The sequence below is a fragment of the Dyella sp. EPa41 genome (assembly GCF_016586165.1).
GTDB lineage: Bacteria > Pseudomonadota > Gammaproteobacteria > Xanthomonadales > Rhodanobacteraceae > Dyella.
Genome location: NZ_BCPR01000049.1, coordinates 23,580 through 35,242 on the forward strand (window position 1 = coordinate 23,580; position 11,663 = coordinate 35,242).

Annotated in this window: 11 protein-coding genes and 1 pseudogene; 5 read left to right on the top strand and 7 right to left on the bottom strand. The window is 67.2% G+C overall.

The genetic code is table 11. The features are described from left to right. Positions 1-5: 5 nt before the first annotated feature. The 3 genes and pseudogenes from JMF82_RS15140 to rpmB all read right to left on the bottom strand — a co-directional run. Positions 6-584, bottom strand: a pseudogene (locus JMF82_RS15140) (DUF4166 domain-containing protein); the annotation flags it as partial. Positions 585-879: 295 nt separating this feature from the next. Next, positions 880-1,047: a 50S ribosomal protein L33 gene (rpmG, locus tag JMF82_RS15145; RefSeq protein ID WP_008211962.1), complete on the bottom strand. Its 168-nt coding sequence runs from the start codon at positions 1,045-1,047 to the stop codon at positions 880-882. Between the two features lie 10 nt (positions 1,048-1,057). Beyond that, positions 1,058-1,294, bottom strand: coding sequence for a 50S ribosomal protein L28 (rpmB, locus tag JMF82_RS15150; protein ID WP_102301867.1), 237 nt, complete (start codon positions 1,292-1,294; stop codon positions 1,058-1,060). A gap of 317 nt (positions 1,295-1,611) precedes the next feature. Here rpmB and secB point away from each other — a divergent pair, with 317 nt between their 5' ends. From secB to JMF82_RS15165, 3 genes are all read left to right on the top strand, one after another. After that, on the top strand, positions 1,612-2,103 hold the full coding sequence (gene secB / locus JMF82_RS15155; RefSeq protein ID WP_201315393.1) for a protein-export chaperone SecB: 492 nt from the start codon (positions 1,612-1,614) through the stop codon (positions 2,101-2,103). A gap of 18 nt (positions 2,104-2,121) precedes the next feature. After that, the gene (locus JMF82_RS15160) at positions 2,122-3,150 is read left to right on the top strand and encodes an NAD(P)H-dependent glycerol-3-phosphate dehydrogenase (protein ID WP_201315394.1); all 1,029 of its coding nucleotides are present in this window, start codon (positions 2,122-2,124) and stop codon (positions 3,148-3,150) included. A gap of 125 nt (positions 3,151-3,275) precedes the next feature. Continuing rightward, positions 3,276-6,302, top strand: coding sequence for a DEAD/DEAH box helicase (locus tag JMF82_RS15165; protein WP_201315395.1), 3,027 nt, complete (start codon positions 3,276-3,278; stop codon positions 6,300-6,302). A 1,271-nt stretch (positions 6,303-7,573) separates the two neighbouring features. On the opposite strand, the gene JMF82_RS15170 is transcribed toward JMF82_RS15165, so the two are convergent. Both JMF82_RS15170 and JMF82_RS15175 read right to left on the bottom strand, forming a co-directional pair. Continuing rightward, on the bottom strand, positions 7,574-7,897 hold the full coding sequence (locus JMF82_RS15170) for a hypothetical protein (RefSeq protein WP_201315396.1): 324 nt from the start codon (positions 7,895-7,897) through the stop codon (positions 7,574-7,576). Between the two features lie 125 nt (positions 7,898-8,022). Then, positions 8,023-8,706 (bottom strand): HAD family hydrolase, encoded by a 684-nt coding sequence (locus JMF82_RS15175; RefSeq protein ID WP_201315397.1) that lies wholly within the window; start codon positions 8,704-8,706, stop codon positions 8,023-8,025. Positions 8,707-8,923: 217 nt separating this feature from the next. Between JMF82_RS15175 and JMF82_RS15180 the strand changes: the two genes are divergently transcribed. Then, positions 8,924-9,223 (top strand): hypothetical protein, encoded by a 300-nt coding sequence (locus JMF82_RS15180; protein ID WP_201315398.1) that lies wholly within the window; start codon positions 8,924-8,926, stop codon positions 9,221-9,223. A 16-nt stretch (positions 9,224-9,239) separates the two neighbouring features. Here JMF82_RS15180 and glk read toward each other — a convergent pair whose 3' ends face one another. Together glk and JMF82_RS15190 are read right to left on the bottom strand one after the other, a co-directional pair. Then, positions 9,240-10,259: a glucokinase gene (gene glk, locus JMF82_RS15185; protein ID WP_201315399.1), complete on the bottom strand. Its 1,020-nt coding sequence runs from the start codon at positions 10,257-10,259 to the stop codon at positions 9,240-9,242. A gap of 157 nt (positions 10,260-10,416) precedes the next feature. Next, positions 10,417-11,121, bottom strand: coding sequence for an SDR family oxidoreductase (locus JMF82_RS15190; protein WP_201315400.1), 705 nt, complete (start codon positions 11,119-11,121; stop codon positions 10,417-10,419). A 121-nt stretch (positions 11,122-11,242) separates the two neighbouring features. Here JMF82_RS15190 and JMF82_RS15195 point away from each other — a divergent pair. Then, positions 11,243-11,663, top strand: a 421-nt coding sequence (locus JMF82_RS15195; RefSeq protein WP_201315401.1) for a TetR/AcrR family transcriptional regulator, incomplete at its 3' end; no start/stop codon positions are given.

The following is an 11,663-nucleotide window of genomic DNA, read 5'->3' on the forward strand; positions in this document are numbered from 1 at the left end:
CCGCGATAGGCGATCAGGCGGCCAATGCCCGGCAGGCGGGTGTCGATGTCGAAGGCATAGCGACCCTCGTGCGCCCCGCTGCGCGACCGTACGCCACCGCAAAGCGCGCGGGGCAGGGGCAGGCCCAGCAAAGTGACGCGCCGCAGTTGCCAGTCAATCGCGTTGCCGTCGCGACGGAGGGAAAAATGCAGCGATACCGGCCCCAACCGCTCGCGCATCGCCATCGCGTTGCCGGGTTGCAGGACGGAGCGCATCCGGCCGCGGGTGAAGCGGCGGGTCCAGGTTTCCCTTGATCCATCGCGTTCGATGGTGATGGCGATGGCCTGGTCGGCGCCCGGGTCGGGCAGCGTCAGGATCCGGCGCAGCAGGCGGGCCAGGATGCGCGTGTCACCTTCGACCTGCGCCGTGCCACTGGCCTCGAGCAGCGCGCCCTCGCCGTGCATGCGCTGCACTGGCGGCGCGAGTTGCGACCAGTCCGCGGCGTCCAGCAGGGAGGGGAACAGGGCGGGGGCCATGCCGCCATCATGGGGTGGCCCCACGATGCCCGGCAAGCTCCCTGCCGTCATTCCGGCGCAGGCCGTCATCCAGGGCGACGATGATCGGTTTCCGCGACACGACAGCCGGCGCCCCGTGTCGTCGCGAACAGCCTGTCGTGGTGGCAACCGGGATTGCTCGCTACGCTCGCCCCTTCGGGGCCGCGCTGCAGGCGTTCTGCGCGCTTCGCGCTTGTCCGGCCTGCGCCGGAGTGACGGGATGGAGGGTGCAGGCACAAAAAAACCGCCTTGCGGCGGTTTTTTTGCTGGTAAGGCGAGGCGCTGGACCCCTGCCTTCGCAGGGGTGAACAACGGTAAGCCAAGCGCTGGGCGCTTGGACCGTTGTTCACTTGATCTTGCCTTCCTTGTAGATCACGTGCTTGCGAACCACCGGATCGTACTTCTTGAACTCGAACTTTTCCGGGGTGTTCTTCTTGTTCTTCTGCGTGGTGTAGAAGTGGCCGGTGCCGGCCGAAGAGATCAGGCGGATCTTGTCTTGCTTGCTGTTAGCCATGGCTTAATCCTCAGATCTTTTCGCCGCGGGCGCGCAGGTCGGCGAGGACGGCTTCGATGCCGTTCTTGTCGATCGTGCGCAGGGCGTGGTTGGAAACGCGCAGCTTCACCCAGCGGTTTTCGCTCGGGACCCAGAAGCGGCGCTCATGCAGGTTCGGCAACCAGCGGCGACGGGTCTTGTTGTTAGCGTGCGAGACATTGTTACCAGTCTGCACACCCTTTCCGGTGACTTGGCAAATACGGGCCATGATGACCTCCTGTTAGGCGCCCTGGGGCGCGTTTGCCACCCGTTGGCCAGGGCGGCATCGGCCCAGCGGCGCAAGCGCCACGCGATGCTGGAGATGGAGCTTTTCGCGTCTGCCGTGAGGTCCGCATCGCGTCGCGGGCGTGCCCGATGGGTCGGGTCGGCATGGTCGAGCCGCGTATTGTCGCCCAGGAACGGCGCCGTGCGCAAGTTTTGCCCACTCGGGGCGCCCGGCCGCATGGCGGCCCGCAGGGATGTGTGGAACAATTCAACTCTTTGCGTTTTCACGCACCGCACACTTTTCGAAGAGGAAATACCCCCATGGCAGACGTCGCCTCCAACGGCCAGGCCAACGCGCCGCAGCTCGTGCTGCAGAAGATCTACGTGAAGGACGTCTCCTTCGAGGCCCCCAACGCCCCGCAGATCTTCCAGGAAGTGGGCGAGACCGAGCAGCAGCCGCAGGTGCAGCTGAACCTCGGCCAGAAGTCGGTGGACCTGGGCAACGACCTCTATGAAGTGGTGCTCAGCCTGACCCTGACCTGCACCCTGGGCGAGCGCACGGCCTACCTGGCCGAGGTGCACCAGGCGGGCGTGTTCGGCATCGCCGGCTTCGCCGAGGAAGACCTCGCCGGCATCCTCAACAGCTACTGCCCGAACCTGCTGTTCCCGTACGCGCGCCAGATGCTGTCCTCGCTGGTGCTCGAGGGCGGCTTCCCGCCGTTCCTGCTGCAGCCGATCAACTTCGACGCGCTGTACGCCGAGCAGCAGCGCCGCATCCTCAGCGGCAGCGCCGCCCCGACGCTCAACAGCTGATCCGCAAGGGCCCAGCTCATGGTTGAGCGTCCGACCCTTGCCGTCCTGGGTGCCGGCTCGTGGGGCACCGCGCTGGCGGCCCTGGCCGCCCGCAACCAGGTGCCGACCCGACTGTGGGGGCGCGATGCCTCCGCGCTGGCCGCGATGGCGCAGAGCCGTTGCAACCAGCGCTACCTGCCGGATGTCGAGCTGCCGTCCGAGCTGACTTACGAGGCCGATCTCGCCGCCGCCCTGCGTGGCGCCGAGGTCGTGCTGATCGTGGTGCCCAGCCACGCCTTCGCCTCGATGCTGGAGGAGATCGCCCCGTACCTGGCGCCCAACGCCCGCATCGCCTGGGCGACCAAGGGTTTCGAGCCGGGCACGGGCCGCTTCCTGCACGAGCTGGTGGATGAGCGCTTTCCCGGTCGCGCGGCCGCGGTGGTGACCGGTCCTTCCTTCGCCAAGGAAGTCGCCGCCGGCATGCCCAGCGCCGTCACCGTGCATTCGGACGACGACGCGTTCGCGCATGAAATGGCCCTGTTGCTGCACGCCCCGAATTTCCGCGCGTATTCCGGCAGCGACGTGCTGGGCGCGGAACTCGGCGGCGCCATGAAGAACGTGCTCGCGGTCGCTACCGGCGTCGCCGATGGCATGGGCCTGGGCCTCAACGCCCGCGCCGGCCTGATCACCCGCGGCATGAACGAGATGCTGCGGCTGGGCGTTGCCCTGGGCGCCCGCCCGGAAACGTTGATGGGGCTGGCCGGTCTCGGCGACCTGGTGCTCACCTGTACCGGCGACCTGTCGCGCAATCGCCGCCTCGGTCTCGCGCTGGGGCGGGGCAAGGCCATCGACGAGGCCGTGCGCGAGATCGGCCAGGTCGTCGAGAGCGTGCTCACCGCCGACGAAGTGATGCGCCTGGCCACCAAGCACGGCCTGGATCTCCCCATCAGCAGCGGCGTGCGCGCCGTGCTGCACGGCGAGGTCACGCCGGCCGAAGGGCTCAAGATGCTCATGAGCCGCGAGCAGAAGCCGGAATATCCCAAGGGCCTGTTCACGCCCGCCGCGTAGGTTCCGTCCCAAGGTGCCGTTTTCCACGCCTGAACGCCGGGTATGAAAAAACCGGCGTTGAGACGCGCACACGTGCAAGAGCCTTGCTAAGCTGAATCTTTTGGTCGCCCCTGCGGACTGAATGCATGCAGTCACCGGACGATAAACGGCACGACCGTCAGACCCAGCAACGCGGCGAGAGCGGCGATGCGACGCTGCCCGGCGTCTGGCGCAAGTTGCTGGCTTCGTCAGCGGCTGGCGCCGTGCCGGAGCGCGGCGTGCTTGGCTTCTTCCTCGAAGTGGTGCCGGAGGAGGGCGCGTCCTACGCACACGTCGACGTCGCGCCCGTCCTGCTGGCCGTCGCCGAGCAGGGGCGCTTCGTGCGTCCCGCGCCGCTGGACAGCAAGCATCTGGGCCAACAACCCCTGGAGCCGCACGAACAGCGGCTGGCCGCGACCGTGCTCGGCCTGCCGCAGAGCCTGCGCAAGAGCCGCAGCTATGCGCGGCTCGCCGGTCACGTCGGCGATGCGCTGCTGGCGGAAATCCTGGATACCGCGCCGTGCTTCCTCGGTGGCCTGGCCGGCCTGCGCCTGTCGCGCGGCAAGGGGCACCAGCTCAACTGGCAGTGGCACCTGGAAAACGACGGCAGCCAGCGCCTGCAACCGTGCCTGCCGACCAATCATCGCGTGCTGCGCATCGATGCCCTTTGGTACCTGGACGCCGAACGCGCCGAACTGGGCCATCTGGAAGCGCCGCTGGAAGAAACCCAGTGGCTGGACCTGCCGCCGCTGAAGCACGAATACAGCCAGATCCTGCGCAACGCCTTGCCGCAGAGCCGCCTCTCGCACCGCCTGCCGCTGCCGCAGGTGCTGGGCGAGATGCGCCGCGCCGAGCTGGCGCCCAAGCCGGTGCTGACCCTGCATGCGCTCACCCGCCACGCGCGCCTGGCCGCGGGCACGCCGCCGCTGGCCTACGCGCGCCTGGCCTTCGACTACGCCGGCGAGCGCCTGCCGGGCCGTGGTGGCGAACCGCTGGTGCGGCGCGTGCGCAATGGCCACCTGGTGGAGATCACCCGTCGCCGCGCCGAAGAACTGTCCGCGATGGAACAGCTCGAACGCGCCGGCCTTACGCCGGGCGTGGATACCGAAGGCCTGCCCTGGGATCTCGCCGACACGTTGCCCGATGACGCCTGGCTCTTCCCCGGCAAGGGTTACGCGGGCGCGCTGGAGGTGAACACGCCGGCACGCTGGCTCGCGTTGCGTCCGAAGCTGGAGGCCGAGGGCTTCGTGCTCGACTACGCGCCGAGCTTTCCGTTCGAGGTGCTGGAAGGGCCGGTGCGCTGGTACGGCAACGCGGTGGAGGACGCCGACGACCACGCCTTCGACCTGGAAATCGGCATCGAGCTGGAAGGCAAGCGCCACAACCTGCTGCCCGCCGTGGCGCAGGCGCTGGCCGACCACCAGTTGAACCTCAGCCCGGTACCGAACGAGCCCGAGGACGCCGTGTGGTACGCCCCGGTGGACGAGCGCCGCCGCGTGCCGGTGCGCCTGAAGGAGCTGCGCGGCCTGTTGGCGCCGCTGGCCGAATACCTCGAACGCCCGCGCAACAAGCTGCATCTGCCGCGCGTGCAGGCCGGTCGACTCGAAGAACTGGTCGAAGCGCTGCCCAGCGGTGGCGAACTGGTCGCGCCCGAAGTGCTGCGCGGTTTCACCGCTCGCCTGCGCGATGCCGCCGAACGCGCCAGCGACGCCGTGCCCGACGGCCTCACCGTCGAACTTCGCCCCTATCAGCGTGAAGGCCTGCGCTGGTTGAACGCACTCGCCGAAGCCGGCGTGGGCGGCGTGCTCGCCGACGACATGGGCCTGGGCAAGACGCTGCAGCTCATCACGCATCTGCTGGCGCTGAAGGAGCGCGGCGTGCTCACCGAGCCGGCGCTGGTCGTGGTGCCCACCAGCCTCATTCCGAACTGGCAGGCGGAAATCGCGCGCTTCGCGCCGTCGCTGCGCGTGCTCGCGCTGCATGGCCCTCAACGCGGCGGCGATTTCTCCCAGCTCGGCGCGCAGGACATCGTGCTCACCAGCTACGCGCTGCTGCCACGCGACGTGGTGACACTGCGCAAGCAGCCGTTCGCGCTGATCGTGCTCGACGAAGCGCAGCAGGTGAAGAACCCGCGCACGCAGGCGCGCCGCGCCGTGCTGAGCCTGCGCGCGCCGCGTTGCATCTGCCTTACCGGTACGCCGTTGGAAAACCACCTGGGCGAGCTGTGGTCGCAGGTCGATCTCGCCGTACCCGGCTTGCTTGGCGACGAAGGCGCCTTCCGCCGCCATTACCGCATCCCGATCGAGCGTCATCGCGATACCGATTGCCAGGATCGCCTCAATCGCCGCCTTGCGCCTTTCATCCTGCGCCGCACGAAGTCGCAGGTGGCGAACGAACTGCCGCCCAAGACCGAGATCACGCGCCGTGTGGTGCTGGAGGGTCGCCAGCGCGAACTCTACGAAAGCCTGCGCCTGTCGCTGGCGGACGAATTGCGCGAGGTGATCGCGCAACGCGGCATCGCGCACAGCGGCATCGTGGTGCTCGACGCGCTGCTCAAGCTGCGCCAGGTCTGCTGCGATCCGCGCCTGGTGAAGCTGGAGGCCGCGCGCGGCGTGCGCGATTCGGCCAAGTTCGAACTGCTGATGGACATGCTGCCCGCGCTGCTCGCCGAAGGCCGCAAGGTGCTGCTGTTCTCGCAGTTCACCGAAATGCTCAAGCTCATTTCGCACGAACTGGATCGCCGCCGCATCCGCTACGTCACGCTCACCGGCGAAACGCGCGACCGCGCCGAGCCGGTACGCCAGTTCCAGGAAGGCGAAGTGCCGTTGTTCCTGCTGTCGCTGAAGGCCGGTGGCGTAGGCCTCAACCTCACGGCGGCCGACACTGTCATCCACTACGACCCATGGTGGAATCCGGCGGCGGAAGCACAGGCTTCCGACCGTGCGCATCGCATCGGCCAGGACAAGCCGGTATTCGTGTTCCGCCTGATCACCGGCGGCACAGTCGAGGAGCGCATCGAGGAGTTGAAGGCGCGCAAGGCGGAGCTTGCGGAGGCGGTGTTGGAGGGTGGCGGTACGCGTGAGCGGTTGAGTTTCGATCAGGCGGATCTGGATGCGTTGTTGGCACCGGGTTGATGGGGCGGTTCGTCTGCTTCCTGTAAAAGACGATTTCGCCAAGCGCTGACTTCCCGAAACCTGACGCCGCCTACCTCTGTAGGAGCGCACCCTGTGCGCGACAGCCTTTCGCGGTGGGCTGCATGGTTTTTCTCTTGAGAGCGGGTTATTGCCTTCGGTAGCTCCGCTACCGCGAGCATGCCGCTTACGCAGCGGGCGTTTCGACGTCCTGCCGGCCGCCGAGTCACTTTTCTTTTGCTGGCCCAAAAGAAAAGTAACCCAAAGAAAATGGCCTTCAAAGCCAGGGCTCATGGCAGTACGTGGAATAGAAGCGTCGGATGACTGAGGCCAGCCGCGGTGCGCTCTTTACTACCTCGAACGGCACGGCTACACCGCAACGCGCCGTAGCGAAGAGGACTTAAAGCCACGTCGCTGAGCCACGAAGAGCTCTATGGAGCGCCGCCCCCTTTCTCCCTCTCCCCTCCAGAGAGGGCTGGGGTGAGGGGTGGGTGCTCGCGAAGTTCCTTCCTACCTCCGTAGGAGCGCACCCAGTGCGCGACCGCAACGTTGGAACATGCCGCGGTAGTCGCGACCACCGCAGACCGAGGCGACCATGTCAGTCCGCGGTCGCGCACTGGGTGCGCTCCTACAACGAACCGTAGCCCTCAGCTCCTCAATGCGATGTGCCGCGCAGCGGCACGAGCCTTCAACCATCCCCTGTGTGGCGGTGAGGGGTGGTCGATCAGGCCCCGCAGGGGTGCCCGACAGGACGTCGGGCACTTTTCGTCCGGGCAGGAGCCCGGTCGAAAAGCCCGGCCGCCCCTCACGGACTGGCTGGGCAACGCCCAGGCAGCGCCACGCGGGGTGCTCTTTCTTTTGGTTACTTTTCTTTGAGCAAGCAAAGAAAAGTGACCCGGGCCGCGGCAGCGGCTCGGAAGCCCGCGGCAGGCGAGCCCGGTCGCGAGAAAACAACAATTGCAACGCCAAAAATCTTCGCCCATCGAAACGATGAACATGCAGACCGGCGCGAAAGGCTGTCGCGCACTGGGTGCGCTCCTACAAGGGAAACGCTACGCAAAGAGAAATCGACCCGAGCCGCGGCCCCACGGATACTCCCTTCGGCCGTAGGCGAGCCAGGTCGCCGAAACACAGCAGTCGCCTGAAACGACAATTGCCGAAAGAGTGAACCGTGCAGACCGGCGCGAAAGGCGGTCGCGCACTGGGTGCGCTCCTACAGGAGAGGAAAGCGGGCTGCGCGCGTCATGCCGAGCACCACCGCAACACCCGCAACTTCACATCGCCGGCCTGGTCCTCAGCAATGCATCCACCGCCTGCTGCCATTGCGGCGATCCAATGGGCGACTGCGGCGCCTCCTGTCCCAGCTTGTGCTGCACCGCGCGGTTCCATTCAGCGGAGCCGCGGTCGGGGCCGTGGCCGTCGTCGGTGATGTGCAGGCGCTCGTCGACCCACGCGTACCATTCGGCGGAGCCCAGCGCCGCATTGTCGGGAACGCTTTGCTCGGCCTGCGGCTTGGGTGGTTTCTGGTCGGGAGGTGGCGAGGAGGGCGAACACGCCGCGAGCAGGGCGAGAGGAAGCATGGCGAGGTATCGGCGCATGTCGGCCTCCGATCGGTAGAGGTCTTCGAGACTAGCAACAACCGCTCGCGCGGCGATGAATCGCGCCTGACATGCATGCGCAACATCGCATGACGACGCGTCACTGCCCGCATTTTTACTTCGCGCTAACGTCGCGCCGCGACTTCGTCGATGTGCTTGAGCAGATCGGCCGGATCTTCATACACGCGAAAGGCGCCGGCATCTTCCAGTTCTTCCTGCCCGTAGCCGCCCGATAGCAGGCCGATGCCGAGTGCGCGTGCGCGCTGCGCGGCGAGCATGTCCCAGATGCTGTCACCGACCACGAGGCTGTAATGGATGTCCGCGCCGAGGCGCTGCGCGGCGGTGACGAACAGATCGGGATCGGGCTTGGCATATCGCACCTGGTCGCGGGTCACTACCGGCACTTTTGATGGATCGACGCCAAGCGCCTCTAGGTTGTGCGCCGCGGTCTGCATGCGTCCGCTGGTGGCGATGGCCCAGGGAATGTCTTCTTCGGTGAGGAAGGCCAGCAATTCGCGCGCGCCGGGCAGCGGTCGCACCGAGCCCTGCGTGGCCTGGCGGTTGTACGCCTCGGCGTGCCACGTGCGCAGGCGCATCAGGCGTTCCTCGGTGATCTCCAGGCCGGTCTCGCGCAACAGGATGTTGGTGAACAGGCCGCCGCTCATGCCGATCTTGCGATGGATGCGCCACACCGACAGTTCCACGCCTTCGCGGTCGAGCGCTTCCTTCCATGCGAGCACGTGCTGGTAGACGCTGTCGACCAGCGTGCCGTCTAGGTCGAACAAGAAGGCGGTGTCGCTGCGTGGCATGGGAAGCGCTCGTGGGAAAGGCTTGCACAGCGTAGCACTCGCGCCGGGCTCAACCCCGTCAATGTGATCTACAGCACATCCTCTTGTAGGTGCAACGCTCGGCTGACAGACAGGGTTTTCCTGAAGGCACACCATGCGGAAGTCGTCCGGGCGCACTCGCCGGCATCGACCCCGGCGAATGCCCCGCACGGCACCGTTCATCAGTGGGAGCACGAGCATGACACGCAAACATCTGCTTACGTTCATGGCGCTGGCCGCCTGCGCCGGCATGGCCAGCGCGCACGGTGCGAGTGGCCGCCTTCGCTTCGAGGGCCAGGTGGTGCATGCCACCTGCGCCAGCAGCAGGCCGCTGCTCGGCAAGGACGACCACGACGGCTGCGGCCGCGATGTCCTGCGCACGATCGGGGTGGAATACGTGGTGCCGGCGAGTCACGCGGCCGACAGCGAGATGCTCGACTACTTCATCGCGCGCGAGGATGGCGGCGACAAGTTCCTGTTGACGCGCCAGTACCGTTGAACGCGAGGGCGGCGACTCAGCCGCCCGGGACCAGCGGCTTGCCGGCGTCGAGCACGGCGAGTGCGGCGGCACCGAGCAGGCCCGGTTCCGGATGCATCATCGCGATGGTCGGCACCTGTTCCATGGTTTCGCGGAAACGGCCCTTCGACTCGAAGCGCTCGCGGAAACCGCCGTGCTTGATCCACGGCAGCAGGATCGGCAGCACGCCGCCGGTGAGGTACACGCCGTCCCAGCCGCCAAGACTGAGCACGAGATCGCCGGCGACGCTGCCGAAAATGCCGGCCAGCGTTTCCACCGTGCGCACGCACAGCGGATCGCTGCCCGCCTCGGCGCGCGCGGTAATGTCCTCGGGCGTGTATTCCTCGGCCGGCTGGCCGGCCATGTCGGCCAGCGCGAGGTAGAGGTTCACCAGGCCGTTGCCGCAGATCATGCGCTCGTTGGACACGCGGCCGAAGCGATCGTTGAGGCGGTGCAGGATTTCCACGTCTTCGGCGGTGTGAGCGGCGAAACCGGCGTGGCCGCCTTCGGTTTCCAGCACGATCCAGTGGCCTTCGCGGCGCATCAGGCCGGCGACGCCCAGGCCGGTGCCCGGGCCCATCACCACGAACGTCTGCTGTTCGCGCTGGCCCAGGTGCGGCAGCGCCTGCGGGCCCACCGAAGAGAGTTGGTCGTGGCCAAGCAGCGGCACCGCCATGGCCTGCGCGGCGAAGTCGTTGACCAGGTGCACCGACTCCATGCCCAGCTCGGCCTGCAGCGCGTGCGCCGCCACCTGCCAGGGATTATTGGTGACCTTGACCGTTTCGCCCTCGCTCACGCGGCCCGCGGCGGCGATGACGGCACGCGGTGCGGTGTGGCCGGTATCTTCGAAATACTGGCGGATGGCTTCGGCCAGCGAGGCGTGGTCCTTGACGCGGTAACGCCGCACGCTGTCGTCCATCAGCGGGTTGCTGCGACCCGGATCGGCCAGCGCGAATCGCACGTTGGTGCCGCCAAGATCAGCAAGAAGCGTGGCGGCGGCACGGGTTGGCGTTCTCATGGACGATCCTGAAGCGGGGGAGACGGTAAGGGTGACTCCCTTGAGCGCTTTCGTCCAGTGGTGCGCTGCAACGCACGCCTTTTTCGACCATTCGACGACGAATGGCCGTACGGCCCCGAGACGCGGGTGCGCTTCGGGGCCGAAGGATGGCCGTCTATCAGGCCGCGCCGAGGTACGCCGCGGGCGTGGCGCCGAAGCCGGCTTTCACCTGGCGCGAGGTCTCGTCGGCCAGCACCTCCGGCTCGCCCTTGGCCAGGGCCTCCAGCGTCCGCGCGGCGATATCCGCCGGGTTGCTCTTGGGCGCATCGATGTGGCTGGTCATGTCGGTATCGATGTAGCCCGCGTGCACGGCCAGCACCTGCGTGCCTTGCGCGCGCAATTCGTTGCGCAGGCTGTTGGTCAGCGCCCAGGCGGCCGCCTTGGACACCGAGTACGCGCTCGTCGACTCCAGGCTGAGCCAGCTCAGCGCCGACAGCATGTTCACCAGCGCGCCACCGCCATTGGCCTTGAGCACCGGCGCGAACGCCACGGCCATGGCGTGGACACCGTGCAGGTTGGTTTCCAGCAGGCGGCGCAGCGTGGCATCGCCGTCGGCCGCATCCAGCAGCAAAGCGCCGCCGCTGATGCCGGCGTTGTTGATCACCAGGTTCACGTCGCTGCACAACGCCGCCGCGGCCGCGACATCCCGCGGGTTGGTGACGTCGAGCTTGACCGGAACCACGCCCGGCAGCGTCACCGTGGAAGGATCGCGGGCGCCCGCATAGACCTTGCGCGCCCCCGCGGCGAGCAACGCCTTGGCGTAAGCGAGGCCGAGACCGCGGTTGGCGCCCGTGACGAGGGCGATGGAGCCTTGAATGTTCATGAAGGATGACCTTGGCTTGAGGGAAGGGGCCGGCTCTGCCGGTTTTGAATGATGGTCGTCATTTGATATGATCGCCGGGACGGTTTTCAATGGCCGGCCAGCGGTCGGCAGGAAAAATTCCATGCGTTACAGCAAAGGTCACAAGGAAGCCACGCGCCAGCGGATCATCGATACCGCCGCGGCACGCTTTCGCGGCGAAGGCATCGCCGCGGTCGGCGTCGCCAATCTCATGGGCGACGTCGGACTCACGCAGGGCGGCTTCTACAACCATTTCGAATCGAAGGATGACCTGGCCCGCGAAGCGGTCAGCCAGGCGTGGAACAGCACCTACGAGCGGCTGGAAAAGGCGCTGCACGACCCCGAGCGCGGCGGCGTGGAGGCGGTGATCAACAGCTACCTCAGCGCGCGACATCGTGATGCCATGGCCGAAGGTTGCGTGGCCGCCGCGCTGTCGCCCGAGATTGCGCGCGGCGCCGACGTGGTGCGCGCGGAATTCACCCGCGGCGTCGAGCACATGGTGTCGCTGCTGGCCGATGCCTTGC

Excerpts from the sequence above, each read along its gene's own strand:
- rpmG (WP_008211962.1), bottom strand. The coding sequence starts at position 1,047 with ATGGCTAACAGCAAGCAAGACAAGATCCGCCTGATCTCTTCGGCCGGC.
- rpmB (WP_102301867.1), bottom strand. The coding sequence starts at position 1,294 with ATGGCCCGTATTTGCCAAGTCACCGGAAAGGGTGTGCAGACTGGTAAC.
- secB (WP_201315393.1), top strand. The coding sequence starts at position 1,612 with ATGGCAGACGTCGCCTCCAACGGCCAGGCCAACGCGCCGCAGCTCGTG.
- JMF82_RS15160 (WP_201315394.1), top strand. The coding sequence starts at position 2,122 with ATGGTTGAGCGTCCGACCCTTGCCGTCCTGGGTGCCGGCTCGTGGGGC.
- JMF82_RS15165 (WP_201315395.1), top strand. The coding sequence starts at position 3,276 with ATGCAGTCACCGGACGATAAACGGCACGACCGTCAGACCCAGCAACGC.
- JMF82_RS15170 (WP_201315396.1), bottom strand. The coding sequence starts at position 7,897 with ATGCGCCGATACCTCGCCATGCTTCCTCTCGCCCTGCTCGCGGCGTGT.
- JMF82_RS15175 (WP_201315397.1), bottom strand. The coding sequence starts at position 8,706 with ATGCCACGCAGCGACACCGCCTTCTTGTTCGACCTAGACGGCACGCTG.
- JMF82_RS15180 (WP_201315398.1), top strand. The coding sequence starts at position 8,924 with ATGACACGCAAACATCTGCTTACGTTCATGGCGCTGGCCGCCTGCGCC.
- glk (WP_201315399.1), bottom strand. The coding sequence starts at position 10,259 with ATGAGAACGCCAACCCGTGCCGCCGCCACGCTTCTTGCTGATCTTGGC.
- JMF82_RS15190 (WP_201315400.1), bottom strand. The coding sequence starts at position 11,121 with ATGAACATTCAAGGCTCCATCGCCCTCGTCACGGGCGCCAACCGCGGT.